The 21,862-nt window shown below is 73.9% G+C and carries 14 protein-coding genes (1 of these 14 running past the window's edge); 11 read left to right on the top strand and 3 right to left on the bottom strand.

Annotated features, from left to right (window positions below):
* Positions 1-60: 60 nt before the first annotated feature.
* Positions 61-315, bottom strand: a complete 255-nt coding sequence (locus WHN02_RS21185) for a hypothetical protein (RefSeq protein WP_434740444.1) — start codon at positions 313-315, stop codon at positions 61-63.
* 13 nt (positions 316-328) lie between these two features.
* Positions 329-3,535 carry a type 2 lanthipeptide synthetase LanM family protein gene (locus WHN02_RS21180; protein WP_434740443.1) on the bottom strand — a complete coding sequence of 1,069 codons (3,207 nt, stop codon included), beginning with the start codon at positions 3,533-3,535 and terminating at the stop codon, positions 329-331.
* A gap of 281 nt (positions 3,536-3,816) precedes the next feature.
* Here WHN02_RS21180 and WHN02_RS21175 point away from each other — a divergent pair, with 281 nt between their 5' ends.
* The 4 genes from WHN02_RS21175 to fabG are packed head-to-tail and all read left to right on the top strand — an operon-like array spanning position 3,817 to position 7,269.
* Positions 3,817-5,697, top strand: coding sequence for a BTAD domain-containing putative transcriptional regulator (locus tag WHN02_RS21175; RefSeq protein WP_434740442.1), 1,881 nt, complete (start codon positions 3,817-3,819; stop codon positions 5,695-5,697).
* Positions 5,694-6,062, top strand: a complete 369-nt coding sequence (locus WHN02_RS21170) for a hypothetical protein (RefSeq protein WP_350896056.1) — start codon at positions 5,694-5,696, stop codon at positions 6,060-6,062. The genes WHN02_RS21175 and WHN02_RS21170 overlap by 4 nt, the downstream gene beginning before the upstream one ends.
* 2 nt (positions 6,063-6,064) lie before the next feature.
* The gene (locus tag WHN02_RS21165) at positions 6,065-6,526 is read left to right on the top strand and encodes a 3-hydroxyacyl-ACP dehydratase FabZ family protein (RefSeq protein ID WP_434740441.1); all 462 of its coding nucleotides are present in this window, start codon (positions 6,065-6,067) and stop codon (positions 6,524-6,526) included.
* On the top strand, positions 6,523-7,269 hold the full coding sequence (gene fabG, locus WHN02_RS21160) for a 3-oxoacyl-ACP reductase FabG (RefSeq protein WP_434740440.1): 747 nt from the start codon (positions 6,523-6,525) through the stop codon (positions 7,267-7,269). Before WHN02_RS21165 ends, fabG begins: the two co-directional genes overlap by 4 nt.
* On the opposite strand, the gene WHN02_RS21155 is transcribed toward fabG, so the two are convergent.
* Positions 7,241-8,128, bottom strand: coding sequence for an SDR family NAD(P)-dependent oxidoreductase (locus WHN02_RS21155; protein WP_434740439.1), 888 nt, complete (start codon positions 8,126-8,128; stop codon positions 7,241-7,243). The genes fabG and WHN02_RS21155 overlap by 29 nt on opposite strands.
* A gap of 190 nt (positions 8,129-8,318) precedes the next feature.
* Between WHN02_RS21155 and WHN02_RS21150 the strand changes: the two genes are divergently transcribed.
* The 7 genes from WHN02_RS21150 to WHN02_RS21120 form a co-directional block, all read left to right on the top strand.
* On the top strand, positions 8,319-9,275 hold the full coding sequence (locus WHN02_RS21150; protein WP_434740438.1) for a beta-ketoacyl-ACP synthase III: 957 nt from the start codon (positions 8,319-8,321) through the stop codon (positions 9,273-9,275).
* 38 nt (positions 9,276-9,313) lie between these two features.
* Positions 9,314-9,568, top strand: coding sequence for an acyl carrier protein (locus WHN02_RS21145; protein ID WP_434740437.1), 255 nt, complete (start codon positions 9,314-9,316; stop codon positions 9,566-9,568).
* Positions 9,565-10,917: a condensation domain-containing protein gene (locus tag WHN02_RS21140; protein ID WP_434740436.1), complete on the top strand. Its 1,353-nt coding sequence runs from the start codon at positions 9,565-9,567 to the stop codon at positions 10,915-10,917. The genes WHN02_RS21145 and WHN02_RS21140 overlap by 4 nt, the downstream gene beginning before the upstream one ends.
* Before the next feature lie 153 nt (positions 10,918-11,070).
* Positions 11,071-12,039, top strand: coding sequence for a 2,3-diaminopropionate biosynthesis protein SbnA (gene sbnA / locus WHN02_RS21135; RefSeq protein WP_434744021.1), 969 nt, complete (start codon positions 11,071-11,073; stop codon positions 12,037-12,039).
* Between the two features lie 56 nt (positions 12,040-12,095).
* On the top strand, positions 12,096-12,302 hold the full coding sequence (locus tag WHN02_RS21130; protein ID WP_350896065.1) for an MbtH family protein: 207 nt from the start codon (positions 12,096-12,098) through the stop codon (positions 12,300-12,302).
* Positions 12,303-12,427: 125 nt separating this feature from the next.
* The gene (locus WHN02_RS21125) at positions 12,428-17,515 is read left to right on the top strand and encodes an amino acid adenylation domain-containing protein (protein ID WP_434740435.1); all 5,088 of its coding nucleotides are present in this window, start codon (positions 12,428-12,430) and stop codon (positions 17,513-17,515) included.
* A protein-coding gene (locus tag WHN02_RS21120; RefSeq protein WP_434740434.1) for a non-ribosomal peptide synthase/polyketide synthase crosses the window boundary here: on the top strand, positions 17,512-21,862 show its 5' end (the start). The gene runs 18,791 nt beyond the window's last position; only the first 4,351 of its 23,142 coding nucleotides appear in the window; its start codon is at positions 17,512-17,514; its stop codon lies off the right edge, out of view. Before WHN02_RS21125 ends, WHN02_RS21120 begins: the two co-directional genes overlap by 4 nt.

Here is a 21,862-nt window from a genome sequence, read left to right as displayed (position 1 = left end):
GTCCCGACCGCTGCCGACGGATTCCCGACCTGCCCGGTGACGCCCGGACGGCCGGGAACGTCACATGGGGACGGTCGGGCAGCAGGTCGTCAGCGGGGAGGCGACGGCGTCCCCGGCGTCCCCGGCGACCAGTCGTCCGACCAGCAGACCGACCGGGACCACCAGACCGGCGAGCGCCGCCGTCCGCAGCCCGAAGGCCAGCAACGAGCTGGTCTGCGACTCGCCGACCGCCTCGACGTCGACGGACACCTCGTCGTGCGGAGTCGCCTCGTGGTGGGTCTCGTCGTGCGGGAGCCGAGCGTCCATGTGTGACATTCGCCTTCTCCTTCTAATCCATCGGGGTGGTGGTGCCGGGGGGCGGCGGCCGACCGGGTTCGATCGGCCGCGAAGTCGGTTCGAGCAGCAGGGCCGACGGCACCTGCTCGGCCAGGCCACTGCGGAGCAGGCCGTAGCCGATGCCGGCCAGGCCGGTGAGCAGCCCGGGGGTGGGCACCCCGCCGGGTGTGCCGCAGACCCGGCCAGGCCACCCGAGGGCGTCCAGGACGAGGGCGGCCCGGCGGCGACGGGCCCGACCCGCCGCCGCCCCTGCGGGGCCGGCGGTCAGGACGGTCAGCGCCTCCACGACCCCCGACTCGCCGTGGCACAGGCTGAGGTCGTCGGTGAAGGGCCGCTCGGCGAGCCGCCGGACGAGGCCGTCCAGGTCGGTGGGGTGCCCCCCGCCGGACACGTCCGGTGTCGTCGAGGCGGGGTCGAGGGTCGACGTGGCCACCGCGAGGGCGAGGCCGGCCGCTCCGCCGCACCACCCCGAGGAGGCGGGTGCGGTCCCGGCCGCCCGGGTCAGGGCGGCCCGGGCGGCTGCGGCGTGCCGGTCGGTCCCGGCCCCCGAGGCGACGTACCGGTGCAGCGCGAAGGCGACGCCCGCCGCGCCGTCGGCGAAACCCGTGGCGGCCGGTGCCCCGGTGTCGGTGACCGTCCGGTCGGCCAGCTGGTCGGCGCAGGCCCGGGCGACCGATCCGGCCCGGTCCAGCCCCAGCTCGGCGTCGACCGAGGTCATGGCGGCCAGGCAGCCGGCCCGACCGGTCGCCCAGTCCACCCCGTCGTCGACCGGGGTGACGACGGTGGCGGCCAGCTCGACAGCGGTCCCCGTCCACTCGCGCAGCTGCCCGTCGTCGAGCAGCGTCGACAGTCGGGCCAGGCCGTACGCCACCCCGCCGAGGCCGTGCAGGGCGCCGCAGCCGACCGCCCTGACCAGCTCCGGCCGCTGCGCCAGCAGGTCCAACAGCGGGCCGGTGGCACCGGCCGCCCGCCGGGCCACCTCCGCGTAGCGGGGGACCCCGCTGACCCGGGCGAGTTCACCGAGGAACAGGGCCACCCCGAGGTACCCGTTGGCCAGGCCCGCCCCCATGGGCAGCAGCAGCCACTGCCTGTCGTCGACGAGCTCCAGGCCGAGCCAGTTCACCCGGCCCCGACCGGGTACGCCCCGGGCGACGAGCTGGTCGGCGACGGCGCAGGCCGCAGCGAGGAGTCGTGACGGCGGAGCCGCCGTGCCGGGTGGCGGTCCCGAGGAGACGACGGCGTCGTGGTGCCCCCCGACCGGCCGACGGGTGGCCAGGCAGGCGGAGATCACCCACTCCTGGTCCTGCCGGTCCGACTCCCCGAACCCGGCGATCCGGTCCAGCGACTCGTCCACCCCCCGACGCCGCAGCCGCAGGCCGGTCCGCTCCCCGTCCTGGCCGGTCAACCACAGCCCGCCGACCGAGGCGGTGAAGTACGGGACGTCGCCCCGCCACAGCGCGGTGACCTCGTGCCGGGCGAACACCGGGTCACCGTGGCCGCCCGTACGGCCCCACAGCACCCCGTACGCCCGGTCGGTGTCCAGGCCGTCCCGGAGCAGGTCCGGGTGGGTGGCCTCGTCCAGCAGGGTCCGGTACGACCAGGTGGGCCTGACGACGAGCCGGACGGTCGCCGACGCCGACTCCTCGACGAGCCTGCCGAACGTGTCCCGGTCGGCCTCGACCGCGGCGTAGCCGAGCCGGAACCCGTGCAGGAAGTCCGCCTCGTGCTCCTCCGGACGGATCACCCGGTCGCCGACGCGGGGCTGGTTGAGCGCGCCGTCGAAGGTGCCCGCCCGACGGACCAGGCGCATCCGGTCGGTGCCGGGGTCGGCCCACTCCACCCGGCTGGTGGGACTCTGCCGCCCCCGGTCCCCGCCGACCCCGGACAGATCCATGATCCCCTGGTCGCCGACCACGATCATCGGCAGCAGGGCGGTCCGGTACACCGAGGCGGCCAGCAGGTCGGCGGCCGGGTCGCCGCTGTCGACCGGGTCCCCCCACCCGGGGTGGAACAGGGTCTCCGCGTCGACGAGCACCGGGTCCTCGCCACTGGCGATCAGGTTCTCGTAGTGCAGGTCGGTGGTGTTCAGGGCGTGGGCGAGCGCGAGCAGGAGGCCCTGACGTCGGTAGAACCGTCCGGCGGCGTCGGAGTCGGCGAGCGGGGCCGCCGACACGTACTCGGTCCAGCCGTAGCCGGTGCGGGGCAGGCAGTCGGCGGTCCGCAGGCCGACGGCGGGCACCGCCGCGTTCAACCAGTCGACGAAGACCCGCAACCGGACGTCGGGGGTCAGGTCGCGGGGCTTGTAGACCAATCGGCGGCCGTCGGCGAACCGGACGACGGAGGTGCTGCGCCCACCCCGGTGCGAGTCGCCCCGGCGGTCCTCGACGGCGACCAGCGGACCCGGGTCGACGCCGCCGAGCAGCGTCCCGACCAGGTCGGGACGATCGGCGGCGTACCGGGTCACCAGCTCCCGCAGGGCGTCGGCGGCCTGCATCGCCGCCTGCCCCCACCACCGGGCCAGCACCGGGTACCGGGTGACCAGGTCGGCCAGGCCGGTCGGGGTGCACGAGCGGCGGACGAAGTCGCCGAACCGGGCCCGGCCGTCGTCGCCGACGAGGAGCCCGGCGGCCCGCTGCCGGTGCAGTTCGGCGACGAGGATACGGGCGCTCACACCGGCCAGTCGGCGACCCAGCCGGTCGGCGAGGGTCTCGGTCAGCGTGGCCGTGTCGACGGCGTCACCGCCGGGGGCACCGGCCCGGAGCCTCGCTGTCGCCTGGTCGAGGAGGGGACGCAGCGGCAGGGCGAAGGCGGCCCGCCAGTCCGCCGGGACGTCGGCGTCGGGGTGCAGCGGTTCGGCGGCGCGGACCGCGGACTCCACCACGTCCACCCAGTCCGGTCGGCGGACCCGGGCGGCGAGGGTCGACCTCGGCTCGGCCAGGATCGCCACCAACCGGTCCTCGTCGAGACCCAACTCGCGCAGACGCGGGGCGAGCCGGGGACCGTGGTCGGTCCGCCACCTCCCCAGCCGCTGCCGGGCGACGGCGAGCCGGTCTGCGTCGACGTCCGGGGCACCCCACTGACCGGTCTGCGGGTCGACCCGCTCGTGCAACGCGAGGGCCCCCGCCCACCAGTCGGCCGCCGGCAGCTGCGGCCCGTACGGGGCGCGGCTGCGGGTGGTGTCGGCGGTGGTGGGGCTCACCGGAACGAGGGTGCCAACGACGGCCCTCGAACTCATGCGTAGGAACCACCCAAATTCTGTCCGTCGCCGCTGCTCGCCGGGGCTTCCGGGACCAACCGCAGGTCAGGGCAGGTGCGACAGACCGTGCCGGAACCCCGGCCGTACGCATCGGTCGTAATCGCTCATCATTGCCCCGGCCGCACCGGCCGCTACGCAGAAATTACGTACCCCGTACACATGCGTCGGCGGCTGATGTTGGTGAGTCTCCGACAGTCGGATGAACCGACCCGATCGGAGCGACAGTGGAGTTTCGCGTACTGGGGCCGGTGAGCGCCTGGCAGGACGACGGCGAGGTCCCGTTGGACGGCGCCAAGCAACGGACGGTGCTGGCGGCGCTGCTGTTGGCCCGGGGGCGGACGGTGCCCGACACCCGCCTGTGTGAGCTGCTGTGGGGCGAGAGACCGCCGGCGACGTTCGCCGCCCAGCTCTACAACTACGTCTCCCGCCTCCGCAAGTACCTCGGTGACGGGGTGGAGATCGTCAGACAGTGGTCCGGCTACCTGATCCGGATCGGGGCGGGCCGGTTGGACCTCGACGAGTTCGAACGGTTGGCGGGTCTCGGCCGTCGGGCGTTGCGCACCGGGGAGCACCGGGAGGCGGCCCGACTGCTGCACGCCGCCCTGGCGCTGTGGCGGGGGACCACCCTGGCCAACGTGACCGACCAGCTCGTCGAGGCCGAGGCGCACCGGATGACGGAGCTGCGGATGGCGGTGCTGGAGCACCGCATCGACGCCGACCTGCTGCTGGGTCGGCAGGTCGAGCTGGTGCTGGAGCTGACCGACCTGGTGACCACCTATCCGCTGCACGAGCGGGTACGCAGTCAGCTGATGACCGCGCTGGCCCGCTGCGACCGGCAGGCCGACGCGTTGGCCGTCTACCACGAGGGGCGGCGGGTCCTCGCCGAGGAACTGGGGGTGGACCCGGGGCCGGCGTTGGTCGAGGCGTACCAGGCGGTGCTGGCCGGGACCCCGGTGCCCGCCGTCGAGGCCCCGGAGGTCACCGACCGGGGTCGGCGTCCGGTGCATCCGGCGATGCTCCCGCCGGCCGCCGACGACTTCTGCGGCCGGGCCGAGGAGTTGCGGCGGCTGACCGGGCTGCTGGCGGGCCCGGCGTCGGCCGCGCCGCCGACGGCGTTGCTCACCGGGATGGCCGGGATCGGAAAGACCGCCCTGGCGCTGCGGGCCGCGCACCTGTGCCGCCCGGACTTCCCCGACGGACAGCTCTACGCCGACCTGGGCGGCACCCGGGGCAACGCCCCCGACCCCCACGACGTGCTCGGCTGGTTCCTGCGCAGCCTGGGCAACTCCGAGGCGCAGATCCCGACCCGACTCGACGAGCGGGAGCGCCTCTACCGCAGCCAGTTGGCCGGCCGCCGGGTCCTGGTGCTGCTCGACAACGCCGCCGACGACGCCCAGGTCCGTCCGCTGCTGCCGGGTGACCCGTCCTGTCGGGTGCTGCTGACCTGCCGGGGGCGCCTGTCGGAGCTGCCCGGGGTCACCCGGATGGAGGTGGGGATCCTCGGCCCGGTGCAGGCCCTGGCCCTGTTCGCGGCGATCGTCGGTCCGCAGCGGGTCTCCGCCGAGCCCGCCGCCGCCCGGCGGATCGTGCAGATGTGCGGGCGACTGTCGATCGGGATCCGGGTCGCCGCGGCCCGGCTCATCGCCCGTCCGCACTGGTCTCTGGGGTACCTCGCCCAGCGGCTCGCCCACGAGAGGTTCCGCCTCGACGAGCTGCGGCTGGGCACCCTGGACGTCCGGGCCCGGATCGAGGGCAGCTACCAGGCGCTCGGCGAGGACAGCCAGGTCGCGCTGCGTCGCCTGGCCCTGCTCCGGACGGCCGAGCACCCGATCGGGGCCACCGCCCGGGTGCTGGGGGTGTCCCGCCGGGTCGGCGAGGAGGTGGCCGAGACGCTCGTGGACGCCCGCCTGCTGGAGGTCGCCGGGTCCGACGGGGGACGGCGGCAGCGGCACCGGTTCCACAACCTGGTCCGGGTCTTCGCCCGGGAGAAGGCCGACCGGGCCGACCGGCGGATCATGGCCGGTGGGCGGGAGGGTGGCGCGCGGCCCGCCGTCGGGGTGCGGCATAGAGAAGATATAGCCGCCCTCGGGACGGTCGGGTGGTGACCACCGTCATCCCGCCCGAGTGCGCGACCACCGCGCGGATCGAACTGACCGCCGCCACCCCCGACGAGATCGTCGCCCGGGTACGCCCCGACCGTGACGACCCGGCGTTCGCCGGACACTACCCGGGTTTCCCGCTGCTGCCCGGGGTGTACCTCTTCGACTACGTGCACCGCACCGTGCTGGCCGCCGACCCGGAGCTGGTCCTGACCGAGCTGGTGTCGTGCCGGTTCCTGCGCACCGTCGACCTGGACGACGAGCTGACCGTCACCGTCCAGGGCACCGGGAGCCGCCGCAGCGGGACCGTCACCGTCGACGGCGTCCCGGTCGCCGAGGTGGTGCTGCACTACCAGGACGGCGAGGAGTGACAGTGGAGATCGACGAGATCCGCCGGATCATCCCGCACCGCCCACCCCTGCTGCTCGTCGACCGGGTCCACGAACTGGTGCCCCGCCGTCGGCTGGTGGGGAGCCTGACGGTGACCGGTGACCGCCTGCTGCCCGCCGCGCTGCTGTTGGAGTCGTGGGGGCAGGCCGCGCTGGTGCTGATCCGACACGACCGGCCGATGCCGGACGTCCTCACCGACGGGGTGCCGGTGGCCGGTGTCTTCGAGCAGATCCGGTTCGGCCGCCCGGTGCACCCCGGCGAGACCGTCGAACACCGGGTGGAGCTGATCCGGCTCATCGCCGACACGGCGTTCGTCCGGGGCGAGAGCGTCGTCGGGTCCGAGGTGGTCCTGCGGGTCGGTCGCCTGGTCGGCGCGATGCGCCCGGCCACCTCGCTGCGTCCCACCGCCCGGGTGCGGGCGACCGAACCGAAGGAGTCGACATGAGTGCAGTCCGGCGGCCGGTGGCCCTGGTCAGCGGCGGATCCCGGGGTATCGGGCGGGCGGTGGTCAGACAGCTCGCCGAGGACGGGTACGACGTCGCCTTCTGTTTCCAGAGCAGCGAGGAGGCGGCGGAGAAGAGCGCCGCGGCGGCGGGGGAGGCCGGTGCCCGGGTCCTGGCCCGCCGGGTGGACGTGGCCGACCCGGCCCGGGTACGCGACTTCGTCACCGAGGTCGAGCGGGACCTGGGGGAGGTGGACGCGGTGGTGACCGTCGCCGGGATCATCAGGGACCGGCCGGTGGCGATGATGGCCGACGAGGACTGGACCCGCGTGCTCGACGTCAACCTCGGCGGGGTCTACCACGTGTGCCGGGCGACGATCCGCCGGATGATGCGCCGCCGTCGGGGTGCGATCGTGACGGTCTCCTCGGTCGCCGGGATCACCGGAAGCCCGGGACAGACCAACTACTCGGCGTCCAAGGCCGGCATCATCGGCTTCACGAAGGCCCTCGCCAAGGAGGTCGGCCCGTACGGGATCCGGGTCAACTCGGTGGCACCGGGGTTCGTCGAGACCGACATGTTGTCCGGCCTGCCCGCCGGGCTGACCGAGGGCATCGGGCAGCGCGCCGCCCTCGGTCGGATCGGCCAGGTGGAGGAGATCTCCCCGGTGGTGACGTTCCTGCTGTCGGAGCGGGCCTCCTACCTGACCGGCCAGGTGGTCACTGTGGACGGGGGTCTGACCTTCTGACCCGCTGCGCGGCGAGCCGGGCCCGCATCGCGTCGGTACGGGCCCGGTCCGCCTCCCGTCGGGCCCGGCGGGCGGTCAGCCGGGGATAGGCCGACCCGAGCAGCCGCGACAGCAGGTCGACCCGGCGGGCGTCCGCCCCGACGAGGATCTTCGGCCGGTTGGCCAGGACACCGCGCAGGATGGTCCGGGCGGCCTGTTCGGGGCTGGTCCGCGCCTCCTCGGCGAACCGTTCCCGCAGTCCCTGGTAGCCGAGTCCCCGACCGACGCGGGCGTGCCGGAGGATGCCGGTGCGGACCTGGCCCGGGTACACGCAGCTGACCCCGACCGGCAGCCGACCGACCCGCATCTCCTGCAACACCGACTCGGTGAAGCCGCGTACCGCGAACTTCGCCGCGTTGTACGCGCTCTGCGCCGGGGCGGGCACCATCCCGTACATGCTGGAGACGTTGACCAGGTGACCCCCGGAGGCGACGAGCATCGGCAGGAACGCCCGGGTGCCGTGGACCACCCCCCAGAAGTCGACGTCCATCACCCACCGGATGTCCTCCCAGGTGGCCTCGGTGATGGAGGCGAGCAGGGTCACCCCGGCGTTGTTGACGACCAGGTCCGCGCCGCCGAAGTCCTGGCGGACCTGGCGGGCGTGCGCCAGCACCGCCGACCGGTCGGCGACGTCCAGGTGGTACGTCCGGACCTCGGCGCCCCGCTCGACGCAGGCCGCCGCGGTGCCGGTCAGGCCCTCGGTCGAGAAGTCGGAGAGCGCCAGCCGGGCACCCCGGGTGGCCAGTTCGACGGCGAGCGCCCGGCCGATGCCCGATCCCGCGCCGGTGACCACCGCGACCCTGCCTCGGAAATCCCTCATGCCTGCTCCCTCGTCGGTGCGCGGTGGACGTCGGGGGAGCACCCGACCCGGCACACCCCACCGGGCACGCTCACCGGACGGGCTATCTCTTTTCCATAGGGCGGCGATGTAGAGAAGTTATGAGAGCTGCTCCCGACACTGCCTCCGGGCGGTGCCAGCAGGCTGCCGACCCGCGGTGTGGGGAGGAGCGATGCCACAGATGACTGGCGCGGCGATAACCGGACTCGGTGCGTACCGCCCGAGTCGACTGATCACCAACGAGGACATAGCCGCCGAGACCGGGGTGACGCCGGAGTGGATCGAGGAGCGGACCGGGATCCGGTCCCGCTACCGGTCGGGGCCGGACGAGACGGTCACCATGATGGCCGCCGAGGCCGGCGCGAAGGCGCTCGCCATGGCCACCGTCGACCCCGCCGAGGTGGACCTGGTCATCCTCGCCTCGGCGACGAAGAAGGACCGGATCCCGGGCGGGGCGCCCGAGGTGGCGAGCCGGATCGGCATCCCCGCCACCGGGGCCTTCGACCTGAACGCCGCCTGCGCCGGGTTCGCGTACTCGATAGGCATCGCCGCCAACGAGATCCGGATGGGTGGTGCCCGTCACGTCCTGGTCGTCGGCGCGGAGGAGCTGAGCCGCTTCATCGACCCGAAGGACCCGGCGACGTACGTCATCTTCGGCGACGGCGCGGGCGCGGCGGTGGTCTCCCCGTCGGAGCAGGACGGCATCGGCCCGACGGTGTGGGGCAGCGACGGGACGCGAGCGGGCATCCTCGGCACCAAGTGGGACGCCGACGGACGTGAGTTCGCCAAGATGGACGGCCCGCTCGTCTACCGGTGGTCGACGAAGAACGTGCCGAGGGTGGCCCGGAAGGTGTGCGCCCTGTCCGACGTCGAGCTGTCCGACATCGACTGGTTCGTGCCGCACCAGGCGAACCTGCGCATCGTCGACCAACTGGCCGAACTGCTCGGCATCCCCGACGACAAGGTCGCCCGCGACATCGTCGACACCGGTAACACCTCTGCCGCCTCCGTACCGCTGGCCCTGAGCCGGCTGTACGAGAGCGGCCGGACCTCCCCGGGTGACCGGGTGCTGCTGCTCGGCTTCGGGGCGGGACTCGCCTACGCCGGCCAGCTCATCCGGATGCCCTGACCCCCACAGTGCCAGCCCAACCGGAAAGGACCACCAGCATGACCGTGACCATCGACCAGGTCGGCCCGGACGTCGCCGCCCTGACCCGCAAGCTGATGACCGACGACGTCGACCGGGACATCAACCCCGGCGACACCTTCGTCGAGCTGGGCCTGGACAGCCTCAAGCTGGTCGACCTGCTGGCCGCGGCGGAGTCGCACTTCGACATCGAGGTCCCCGACGAGGAGGTCGGGAACTTCACCACCGTCCAGGACCTCGTCGACTTCGTCGTGGCCAACCGGCCGACGGTGTGACCGCCGACGCCCGGGAGCTGTCGGTCGGGCAGCGGGCCCTGTGGCTGGTGTACCGGATCGCTCCGGAGAACCCCGGCAGCAACGTGGTGCACGGGCTGTACCTCACACCCGGCCTCGACCTCGACACGCTGCGCCGGGCGGTGCCGTTGGTCCGTCAGCGGCACGACGTGCTCCGGTCCCGCTTCGTCCAGACCGAGGCGGGACCGGTCCGGGTGGTCGACCCCGACCTGCCCTGCGAGGTGGCCGTCGAGGACGTCGACCACCTCGACGACGACGGCCTGCTCACCCGGTGCCGGGAGGTCGGTGACCAGCCGATGCGGCTGGCCGAGGAGGGGCCGCTGCGGGTGGTGCTGCTGCGCCGGCGGACCGACTGCGTCCTGGTGGTGGTCGTCCACCACATCGCCACCGACTTCCACTCCCAGCGGATCATCTGGCATGACCTGACCGAGGCGTACGGTGCCCTGCACGACGGGCGGCCGATCGACCTGCCCCCGCTCACCGGCAGCTACGACGACTTCGTGGCCCGGGAACGGTCGGCGTTGACCGGGCCGCGCGCCGAACGGTTGAGCGCCTACTGGGAGCAGGTGTGCGCCGGTGCCACGGCGGCGACCCTGCCCACCGACCGGCCCCGCCCGCCGGTGCGTTCCTTCCGGGGGGCGGCGTTCGGTCGGGACCTCGACGGTGACCTGGCCGGGCTGCTTCGGGACGCGGCAGCCGCCGCCGGGGTCACCCCGTACAGCGTGGTGCTGGCGGCGTTCACCGCGACGCTGTACCGCTACACCGGGCTGACCGAGTTCACTGTCGGCTGCCCGGCCTCGCTGCGGCGCGGCCAGGCCCTCCGGAAGGTGGTCGGTCTGCTGGTGAACACGATCGCGTTGCGCGCGTCGTGGGATCCGGAGACCACCTTCGCCGAGGCGGTCGCGGGGGCGAGTCGGCAACTGGCCGGTGGCCTGGCCCACGCCGCGTACCCGTTCGCACTGGTCCGGTCGGATCGGCGGGACCGGGACCCGGTGGTCCGGGCCACCGTCAGCCTGCTGGTGCACCAGCACGACGACGACTACACCGATGACCGGCACGGTTTCACCGGGCATCGGATCCGGTTGCTGGACATCGCCTACGACGAGGGACAGTTCGACCTCTCGGTCACCCTCACCCAGTACCAGGACGGGCGGGTCCAGGCCGAGTTCGGCTACGACACCGACCTGTTCGACGAGGAGACGGTGCAGCGGTTCGCCGGGCACTTCCTCCGGATGCTGCGGCTGGCGTGCGCCGCCCCCGACACCGTGGTGTCCCGCGCCGCGATGGTCGACGAGGCGGAACTCCGCGACCTGTTGACGCTCGGCACGTAGCGACGGCCGGCCCGGCGCACCCGGTGTCGTCGGGTCGGCCACCCGTCCATATCGGCCCCACCCGCCGGTATGGCGGCGATATAGCCCCGGCCGCCAGCCTCGACGGTGTCGGTCACATCGAAGGTGGAGGGAGGTACGCAGGTGCGCGAGGGCATCCTCTCGGCGGTCGGGAACACCCCACTGGTCCAACTGGTCCGACTGTTTCCGCAGTTCCCCTCCCAGGTCTTCGTCAAGCTCGAACGGTTCAACCCCGGCGGCAGCATCAAGGACCGGACCGCACTGACGATGCTCCGGGACCGGGTCCGCTCCGGTGAGCTGGTCCCCGGACGGTCGGTGGTGATCGAGTCCAGCTCCGGCAATCTCGCCATCGGCCTGGCCCAGGTCTGCGCCTACTACGGGATCCGGTTCGTCTGCGTGGTCGACCCCCGCACCACCCGGCAGAACCTGGCCATCCTCACCGCGTACCGGGCCGAGATCGAGGTGGTCGAGCACCCCGACCCGGCCACCGGCGAGTACCTTCCGGCCCGGCTGAGCCGGGTACGGGAGCTGTGCGAGCGCATCCCGTACGCCTACCGTCCCGACCAGTACGCCAACCCGCTCAACGCCGCCGCCCAGCGCGAGACGATGGCGGAGATCGTGTCCGCCCTGGACGGTCGGATCGACTACCTGTTCTGCTCCACCGGCACCTGTGGCACCCTGGTCGGCTGCGCCGGATACCTGCGCGACGCCGGACTGTCCACCCGGGTGGTGGCGGTCGACGCGGTCGGCAGCGCCATCTTCGGCGGTGTTCCGGCGCCCCGGCTGATCCCCGGTCACGGGGCGTCGGTCGTGCCGCCGCTGGCCGCCGGTGCGAGCCCCGACGAGGTCGTCCACGTCTCCGACCTCGACTGCGTGGTCGGCTGTCGGCTGCTGCTGACCCGGGAGGCGATCCTGGCCGGCGGTTCGTCCGGGGCCACCGTCGCCGCCCTGCGTCGGCTGATCGCCGACATCCCGGCGGGTGCCACGTCGGTGCTGATCCTGCCCGACAACGGGGACCGCTACCTCGACACCGTCTACTCCGACGACTGGGTCACCCGGCACTTCGGGGAGATCACCCACCTGTGGAAGGACGAGCGGAGCTGACCCGTTCGACTTCCTCCCCTGTCGGTGACGACAGGGGTGTCCACGAAAGGAATCCGATGACCGACGACCGCAGCTACCGGGTGGTGCTCAACGACGAGGAGCAGTACTCGGTCTGGTGGACCGACCGTGACCTGCCCGCCGGGTGGCGGGCCGAGGGGACCGAGGGCACCCGTGACGAGTGCCTGGCCCACATCGACGAGATCTGGACCGACATGCGTCCGCTGAGCCTGCGTCGGCGGATGGACACCCAGACCGCCGCCTGACCGGGTCCCGCGTCCCCGGCCGGGGTCCCCCCGGCTGCTGGTCCACCCGCCGTCGTCCGGCCGGGCCGTGTCCCGGTCCGGACCCGGCCCGCCCCTGCCCGTCCGCGTCCGCTCCAGGAGCCTCGATGAGCATCGTTTCCCCTGCGGCACCCGCCGCCGCAGCCTCCGCCCGGGCCACGGCGACCCTGTCCGAGCTCGTCGCCCGGCAGGCCGCACTGACGCCGACGGCGACCGCCGTGCAGGACGCGGTCGGGGGCACCCTCGACTACGCCGCCCTGGACGCCGCCGCGAACCGGTTCGGCGGGTACCTGGCGGGGTTCGGGGTGGGACCGGAGTCCCTTGTCGCCGTCGACCTGGACCGGGGGATCGACCTGGTCGTGGCGTTGTTGGGCGTCTGGCGGGCCGGGGCGGCGTACCTGCCGTTGGACCCCACCCATCCGGCGGATCGGCGGCGGTGGATCCTCACCGACAGCGGGGCGTCGGTGCTGGTCACCGGTGCCGGTCGGGCAGGCGGGGAGGCCCCCGACCGGTGCCGGGTCATCAGGCTGGACCCCGACGGGCGGGACCGGATCGCCGCCCTGCCCGCCGTCGCCCCGGTCCCGGCCCCCGACCCGGACGGCACCGCGTACGCCGTCTACACCTCCGGCTCCACCGGCCGCCCCAAGGGGGTGCTGGTCACCCATGCGGGCATCGCCAACCGGGTCACCTGGACGGTGCGGGAACACCGGATCGGCCCGGGGGACCGGGTCCTGCAGAAGACGTCGTTGAGCTTCGACGCGGCGGGGTGGGAGTTCTTCGCCCCGCTGGTCGGCGGCGCGACGGTGGTCCTGGCCCCGGACGGCGCGCACCGGGACCCGGCGGCCCTGGTCGCCGCCGTCGCCACCGGTGGGATCACCGTCCTCCAGGGGGTGCCCTCGGTGCTGGGGCTGCTGGTGGAGGAGCCGGGATGGGCCGACTGCGGGTCGCTGCGGCTGGTCTTCTCCGCCGGGGAACCGCTCCACGCCGAGCTCTGCCGACGACTGGCGACCACCCCGCAGGTCCGGATCTGGAACACCTACGGCCCGACCGAGTGCGCCATCGACGTCACCGCCCACCCCGTCGACCCGACGCAGACCACCGGGCCGATCCCGATCGGACGACCGCTGCCCGACGTCCGGGTCCAGGTCCTCGACGCCGACCGCCGGCCCGTCCCCGTCGGTGTGGTCGGCGAGCTGTACCTGGGCGGGGTCAACCTGGGTCGGGGCTACCTCGGTCGCCCGGACCTGACCGCCGACCGGTTCGTCCCCGACGAGTACGGCCCGCCGGGCAGTCGCCTCTACCGCACCGGTGACCAGGTCCGGTGGCGTGCCGACCGGACCCTGGAGTTCGTCGGCCGGGTCGACCACCAACTGAAGGTCAACGGCGTACGCGTCGAACCGGCCGAGGTGGAGGCAGCCCTCGCCACCCACCCGGACGTCCGGGCGGCGGTGGTGGTCGGGCGGACCGGCCCCGACGGGCGTACCCGGCTCGTCGGCTACCTGGCCACCCGTCGGCTGGTGACCGCCGCCGCGCTGCGGGCCCACCTCACCGGACGGCTCCCCGAGGCGCTGATCCCCGGCGTGTTCCAGCCTGTCGACGAGTTCCCCCGCACCGTCAGCGGGAAGATCGACCGCAACGCCCTGCCCGAGGTCGACGCGGCGGACCGGCCTGCGCTGCGCCCCCCGGTCACCGACAACGAACTGGTGGTGGCGGCGATCTGGCGGGACCTGCTCGACGTCGACGAGGTGGGGCTCGACGACGACTTCTACCGGCTCGGCGGTTCGTCGCTGGTGACCCTGCGGCTGGAGAGCCGGCTCGGCGCCGCCGTCGGCGGGCGGGTGGACCTGCGTGACCTGCTCACCGCGACCACCCTCGCCGCGCAGGCCCGGCTGCTGGACCGGGCGGCGGTGACCTCCGTCGGGGTGACCCCGGTGACCCCGGTGGGCCGGGACCGGCCGCTGCCGCTCTCCGCCGCCCAACACCGACTCTGGATGCTCGACCGGCTGCACCCCGCAGGCCGGGAGTGGGTCGTGCCGATCTACCTGACGGTCCCCGCCGTGACCCGCCCCGAGCACGTCCGGGCGGCGCTGCGCGACCTGGTGGCCCGACACGAACCGCTGCGCACCCGGTACCTGCTCGTCGACGGGGTCGCCCGGCAGACCGTCGCCCCGCCCGGGGAGGTCGCCCTGACGGTCCGGGACGTCACCGACGGTGGGCTGGCCGACCTGGTCGGCGAGCAGCTCGGGACGGGCTTCGACCTCGCCGTCGGACCGCTGTGCCGGGCCGCCCTGGCCACCGCCACCGGTCGGGACCACCTCCTGGTCGTCGCCGTGCACCACATCGCCTCCGACGCGGGCACCGCCCTCGTCCTCGAACGGGACCTGCGGGAACTGTGCCGGGCCCGGGCGGCCGATCAGGCCCCCGACCTGCCGGACCTGCCCGTCCAGTACGCCGACTACGCGCACTGGCAGCACCGGCAGCTCACCGACGAGGTCGTCGAACGGGAGCTGGGTTTCTGGCGGGCGGAGCTGGCCGACCTGCCCGAACTGGCCCTCCCCACCGACCGGCCCCGCCCCGCCGAACGGGACCCGAACGGGGCGATGCACGGGTTCGTCGTACCGGCCGAGGTGGCGGGGGTGCTGACGGAGCTGGGGCGCCGGTGCGGGGCGACTCCCTTCACCACCGTGCTCACCGGGTTCGCCACTCTCCTGGCCCGCTACACCGGACAGTGGGACGTCCCGGTCGGCACCCCCACCTCAGGGCACCGGCCCCCCGAGCTCGACCAGGCCGCCGGGATCTTCCTCAACCCGGTGGTGGTGCGCTGCACCCTCGACCCGGCCGCCACCGTCGCCGAAGCACTGCGGCGGGTACGCGACAGTACCGCCTCCGCCCTGGCCCACCAGGACCTGCCCTTCGACCGGGTGGTCGAGGAGCTGGTAGGGGTGCGTGACCTGTCCCGTACCCCGCTCTACCAGGCGATGCTCAACTACCAGGAGGGCGGGATCACCGGCCGGGTCGCCGACGACGCCGACGCCGTGGAGGCGCTGCGGCGGGCGTCCACGGTGGCCAAGACCGACCTGACGGTGCACCTGTGGCCCCAGCCGGACGGCTCCCTGGCCGGTGCCGTGGAGTACGCGACGGCCCTGTTCGACGAGGCCACGGCGGCCCGGTTCGCCGACCACCTCGTCCGGCTGCTGCGCGCCGCCGCCGCAGACCCCGACGCCCGCCTCGACGAACTCGACCTCCTCGGAACCGAGGAACGCCGCCGACTCCTCGACGCCGGGACCGGCCCGGAGGTCGCCCGCCCGACGACCACCGTGGTGGACCTGTTCGAGGCCCGCCGTCGGGAGACCCCGCACGCCCCCGCGCTGCGGCTCGCCCCGACGACGCCCGACCCGGCCCCGCATGCCCCGACGACGTCCGACCCGGCCCGTTCCGGGGCGGCCCCGGTGACGACGAGCTTCGCCGAACTCGACGACCGGGCCAACCGGTTCGCCCACCACCTGCGGCGTGCCGGCACCGCCCCCGGGGACACCGTCGCCGTCCTCCTGGACCGAGGGCCGGACCTGGTGGCGGCGATCCTGGGGTGCTGGAAGGCGAGCGCCGTCTGCCTGCCGCTGGACCCCTCCTACCCGGCCCAGCGGGTCGCCCACATGCTCGACACCGCCGGGGTCGGGCTGGCCGTAACCGTCGCCGGGTACGCCGACCGGTTCGCCGTACCCACGTTGCAGGTGGACACCCACCGGCTGATGCTCGGCGCCGAACCGGTCACCCCCTGCGACCGTCGGCTCGACCCGGCGGCCGGGGCGTACGTGCTGTTCACCTCCGGGTCGACGGGCCGCCCGAAGGGGGTGGTGCTCTCCCACGCCGCGGTGACGAACTTCCTGGCCTGCGCCGAGGAGACCGAGGCCCTCGGCGACCGGGGCGACCGTCCGGCAGGCGGCGGGGCGCCGCTGTTCTCCACCGTCGCCTTCGACCTGTCGATCGCCAACCTGTGGGGGCCGTTGACCGTCGGGCAGCCGGTGACGCTCCTGCCGCCCGAGTTCGACCTCGCCGACCTGGGGGCGCTGCTGCTGGCCGGCGGGCCGTACGACAGGTTCATCATGACCCCGCCCCACCTGGAACTCCTCGCCGACCAGGTCGACGCCGCGCAGGCCCACCGGCTGGCCGGTCAGCTCTGGGTGGCCGGTGGGGTGCTGCGGGGATCTGTCGCCACCCGGTGGCTGGAACTGCTCGGCCCCGGCGGGCTGATCAACTCGTACGGCCCCACCGAGACCACGGTGATCATGTCCGCGTACCCGGTGGTGGACCCGGAGACCGACGAGATCGTCTCGATCGGTCGGCCGATGGCCAACACCGTGGTCCGGATCCTCGACGAGGCGATGCGGTTGCTCCCGGTGGGGGCCGTCGGGGAGCTGTACATCGGCGGCGAATGCCTGGCCACCGGGTACGCCGGACGTCCCGACCTGACCGCCGACAGGTTCGTCCCCGACCCGTACGGGCCGCCCGGCGCCCGCCTCTACCGCAGCGGTGACCTGGGCCGGTGGCGACCCGACGGCACGATGGCCTTCGTCGGGCGCACCGACGACCAGGTGAAGGTACGCGGCTACCGGATCGAACCCGGGGAGGTCGCCGCCGTCGTCACCCAACACCCCGACGTCGGCGACTGCGTCGTCCTCGCCCACCAGGACCGGCTGGTGGCCTTCCACACCGGGGAGCCCACCGACCTGCTCGCCCACTGCGCCCGGCAGCTGCCCGGGTTCATGCTGCCCGGCCTGTTCGTGCCGGTGCCGCAGCTCCCCCTCAACGCCAACGGCAAGGTCGACCGGGCCGCGCTGCGCGCCCGGCTGGACACCGCCCTGGCCGACGGGACCGCCGACGACACCGAGTTCGTCGCCCCGGCCACCGTCGTGGAGAAGCGGATCGCCGCCGTCTGGGCCGACCTGCTGGACGCCCGGATCGCTGCCACCCACAACTTCTTCCTCCTCGGTGGGCACTCCGTGCTCGCCGCCCGGCTGATCGCCGAGCTGTCCGAGGAGTTCGACCTGGACCTACCGATCCGCCTGGTGTTCGAGCACCCCACCGTGCGCGCCCAGGCCGTCGCCGTGGAAGACCTCATCCGGGCCGAGGTCGACGCGCTCGACGCCGCCGACCTGACCCACGACCTGTCGCTGACCGAGGAGCACCGGGGATGACCAGCACCGCCAACGAGCCGAACCTGCGTGAAGAACTCGTCAAGCGTCGGCTGGCCGGACGCCGTACCGGCCGTCGGGACCGGATCACCGTCGTGGACCGGTCGGCCGAGCTGCCCCTGTCCTTCGGTCAGCAGCAGATGTGGTTCCACAACCGGATGGACCCGACCAGCGCCGAGTTCCTCGTCTCCACGGCGCTGCGGCTGCGGGGTCGGCTCGACGTCGCCGCCCTGCGCCGTGCCTGGTCGGCGCTGCTGGCCCGACACGAGATCCTGCGCACCCGGTACGCCCTGGTCGGCGCGGAACCGGTGCAGGTGATCGACCCGGCGGTCGCCGTCGACCTGCCGGTGACCGACCTGACCGACCGGCCCGCCGCCGACCGGGAGACCGCCGCCGCCGACCTGGTCGCCCGGGGCGCGTCGACCGGGTTCGACCTGGAACGGGAGCAGCCGGTCCGGGCGGGGCTGGTCCGGCTCGCCGACGACGACCACGTCCTCGCCCTGGTGCTGCACCACATCGCCTGCGACGCCCCCTCCGTCGCGGTGCTGACCGGGGAACTCGCCGAGCTGTACCGTGCCGCCTCCACCGGTACGGAGTCCCGCCTGCCGGACCCGACCGTCCAGTTCGCCGACTTCGCCGCCTGGCAGCGCACCCGCCTCGACGACGACAGGTCGGCCGCCTCGCTGGCCCACTGGCGGGACCGGCTGGCCGGGGTGACCCCGGTGGAGCTGCCCACCGACCGGACCCGACCGCTGTCGCGTGACTGGCGAGGCTCGTCGGTGCCGTTCGAGTGGAGCGCCGACCTCTCCGCCGCCCTGCACGACCTGGCCCGCCGCAGCGGCACCACCACCTTCGTGGCGGTCCTCGCCGCCTTCGGGGCGCTGCTGTCGCGCTACACCGGCCGCACCGACCTCACCATCGGCACCGTCTCCTCCCTGCGGACCCGGGCCGAGCTACGTGACCTGGTCGGGTACGGCATCGACAACCTGGTGGTCCGCGCCCGGTGGGAGGGCGACCCGTCGTTCGACACCCTCCTGGCCCGGACCCGCGCCACGGTGCTGGACGCCTTCGACCACGCCGAGGTGCCGTTCGCCCGCCTGGTCGACGAGCTGGAACCCGAGCGGGACCTCGCCCGGACCCCGCTCTACCAGGTCGCCTGCACCCTCCAGGACGAACCGCCGGTGATCGGCTGGGCCGGCGGGTTGACCGTCACCCCGATGGAACTGCCCCTGCGCACCGCCAAGACCGACCTCACCCTGCACCTGGTCCAGGACGCCGGTGGGCGGTTGCGCGGCCGGTTGGAGTACGCCACCGCCCTGTTCGACAGGGCCACCGTCGAGCGGACCGTCGGACACCTGACCCGGCTGGTCGGACACGTCACCGCCGACCCCTGCGCCCGGATCTCCGACCTGACGATCCTCGACGACGCCGAACTGGCCGAGGCCACCCGGGGTGCGGTGCGTCCCACCCCTGTCGACGGCACCCTGCACGGCCGGTTCGCCGCCACCGTCGCCGCCGCCCCGCACGCCCCGGCCCTCACCGGCGACGGCACCACCGTCGACTACGCCGGGCTGGACGCCGCCGCCAACCGACTCGCGCACCTGCTGGGACGCCACGGCGCCGCCGCGGAACGGCTCGTCGCCGTGCACCTCGACACCGGCCCCGACCTGGTCCCGACGCTGCTCGGGGTGCTCAAGTCCGGTGCCGCCTACCTTCCGCTGGACCCGACCTCGCCGCAGGACCGCCTCGACTTCATGCTCGCCGACGCGGGCGCCCGGATCGTGGTGACCAGCTCCGACAAGCGGGACCGGTTCGCCGACTTCGACGGCACCGTCGTCCTGCTCGACGACCCGGACCTGGTCGCGGAACTGGCCGCCCAGCCGGCCACCGACCCCGACGTCCCGGCCGACGTCGACAACCTCTGCTACGTCATCTACACCTCCGGCTCCACCGGCCGTCCCAAGGGCGTCGCCGTCGCCCACCGTCAGGTCCTGCGGCTGTTCGACGTCACCGCCGACGACTTCGGGTTCGGCCCGGACGACGTGTGGAGCTGCACCCACTCGTACGCCTTCGACATGTCGGTGTGGGAGATCTGGGGTGCCCTGCTGACCGGTGGTCGGCTGGTGGTGGTGCCCCGGTCGGTGGCCCGTACCCCGGAGGAACTCCTCGACCTGCTCGTCGCCGAGCGGGTGACGGTGCTCAACCAGACCCCGTCGGCGTTCCCCGGTCTGATCCGGTTCGCCGCCGACGGCGACCCCCGGGTGGACCGGCTCGCCCTGCGGGTGGTGACCTTCGGCGGGGAGAAGCTCGACTTCGTCGGGCTCGCCCCCTGGGTCGCCCGGCGCGACCTGGAGACCACCCGACTGGTCAACCTGTACGGGATCACCGAGACCACCGTGCACACCACGTACCACCCGGTCGCCGACGTGGAGGTGGGCGGTACGGCCAGCCCGGTCGGCGTACCGCTGGGTGACCTGACCGTGCACCTGCTCGACCCGTACGGCCGTCCGGTGCCGGTCGGGGTGCCCGGTGAGATCCACGTGGGCGGTCCCGGGGTCGCCCGGGGATACCTCGGCCGCCCGGGGCTGACCGCCCAGCGGTTCGTCCCCGACCCGTGGGGGCCGCCCGGGTCCCGGCTGTACCGCAGCGGTGACCTGGCCCGCCGTCGACCCGGCGGGGGAATGGAGTTCCTCGGCCGGATCGACCACCAGGTCAAGATCCGGGGCTACCGGGTGGAGTTGGGCGAGATCGAGGCGGCGCTGACCGCCCTGCCCGGGGTCCGGGACGCGGTGGTGGTGCTGCGTGAGGACACCCCGGGGGACCGGCGGCTGACCGCGTACCTGGTGGCCGGGGACGACCCGCTGCTGCTGCGGCCGTCCCGGGTACGCGCGGAGCTGACCCGGACCCTGCCCGACTACATGGTGCCGACGGCGTTCGTGCCGCTGACCCGGATCCCGCTCACCGTCAACGGCAAGCTCGACCGGGCCGCCCTGCCCACCCCGGACCGTTCCGTGGCGGCGGTCGAACGGCCCTACGTGGCCCCTCGGACCACAGTCGAGCAGCAGCTCGCCGACGTCTGGGCGGCCACCCTCGGCCTGGAACGGGTCGGTGTCCTGGACGGCTTCTTCGACCTGGGCGGCGACTCGATCCGGGCCGTCGCGCTGGCCGGGGCGCTGCGGGACGCGCACTTCGACGTCGAGGTCCGGGACCTGTTCGAGCGGCGGACCGTCGCCGAGCTGGCCGAGCTGATCACCGCCCGGCCCGCCGCCGAGCCGGAACCCGCCGTCGCCCCCTTCGCGCTCGTCGACGACGCCGACCGGGCGGCGCTGCCGGCCGGGGTGGTCGACGCGTACCCGTGCACCCAGGGGCAGCTCGGGATGCTCGTCGAACTCCTCGCCGACACCGAGCGCAACCACTACCACAACGTCACCAGCTACCGGGTGCGCGACGAGGGGGAGTTCTCCCTCGACGCCCTGCGGGCCGCCGCGGCGCTGCTGGTCGCGCGGCACGAGGTGCTGCGGACCTCGTTCGACCTGACCGGCTACGCGGTGCCGATGCAGCTGGTGCACGCCACCGCCGAGCTGGCCGTCACCGCCGACGCCGCCCGGGCCACCGAACGGGACGACCTGGAGCGGGAACTGCGTGACTTCATCGCGGTGGAGCGGTCCCGGCTGTTCGACCTGGACCGCCCCGGACTGCTGCGGTTGCACGCCCGGACCTGCCCCGACGGCAGCTGGTGGCTGACCCTGACCGAGTGCCACCCGATCCTCGACGGGTGGAGCTACCACTCGTTGATCATGGAGGTGGTCCGCGAGTACCGCCGCATCCGGGCCGGTCTCCCGGCTCCGTCCCACCCGACCCCCACCGTACGGTTCGCCGACGCTGTCGCCGCCGAGCGCCGGTCGGTGGCCGCCGGGACCGACGGGGAGTTCTGGCGTCGTACGCTGACCGGCCGGTCCCGCCACGACCTGCCCACCGGGTGGGGTGACCCGGACGCCCCCGAGGGGGTCAAGTACGAACGCTGGGTGCCGTTGCAGGATCTCGAACCCCAGCTGCGGAGCATGGCCCGCACCCTCGGGGTGCCGTTCAAGTCGGTGATGCTCGCCGCCCACCTGAAGGTGATGAGCCAGCTCACCGGGGCCGGTCGGTTCTACACCGGCCTGGTCTGCAACATCAGGCCCGAGGCGGCCGGGGCCGACCGGGTGTACGGCATGCACCTCAACACCGTGCCCGTCGGATACGACGGTGCCGCGGCGACCTGGGCGGAACTGGTCCGCCGGACCTTCACCGCCGAGCTGGAGCTGTGGCCGCACCGCCGGTACCCGCTGTCCACCCTGCAACGGGAGGTCG

The sequence above is a fragment of the Micromonospora sp. SH-82 genome, assembly GCF_051132485.1.
Lineage (GTDB): Bacteria > Actinomycetota > Actinomycetes > Mycobacteriales > Micromonosporaceae > Micromonospora.
Note: the sequence above shows the minus strand (reverse complement) of the source record. Positions and strands in the feature narration are given on the sequence as shown.

Bases quoted from the DNA above. Each gene is read 5' to 3' on its own strand.
- WHN02_RS21130 (WP_350896065.1), top strand. From the start codon at position 12,096: ATGACCGACGACCGCAGCTACCGGGTGGTGCTCAACGACGAGGAGCAG.
- WHN02_RS21125 (WP_434740435.1), top strand. From the start codon at position 12,428: ATGAGCATCGTTTCCCCTGCGGCACCCGCCGCCGCAGCCTCCGCCCGG.
- WHN02_RS21185 (WP_434740444.1), bottom strand. From the start codon at position 315: ATGTCACACATGGACGCTCGGCTCCCGCACGACGAGACCCACCACGAG.
- WHN02_RS21150 (WP_434740438.1), top strand. From the start codon at position 8,319: ATGCCACAGATGACTGGCGCGGCGATAACCGGACTCGGTGCGTACCGC.
- WHN02_RS21155 (WP_434740439.1), bottom strand. From the start codon at position 8,128: ATGAGGGATTTCCGAGGCAGGGTCGCGGTGGTCACCGGCGCGGGATCG.
- WHN02_RS21145 (WP_434740437.1), top strand. From the start codon at position 9,314: ATGACCGTGACCATCGACCAGGTCGGCCCGGACGTCGCCGCCCTGACC.
- fabG (WP_434740440.1), top strand. From the start codon at position 6,523: ATGAGTGCAGTCCGGCGGCCGGTGGCCCTGGTCAGCGGCGGATCCCGG.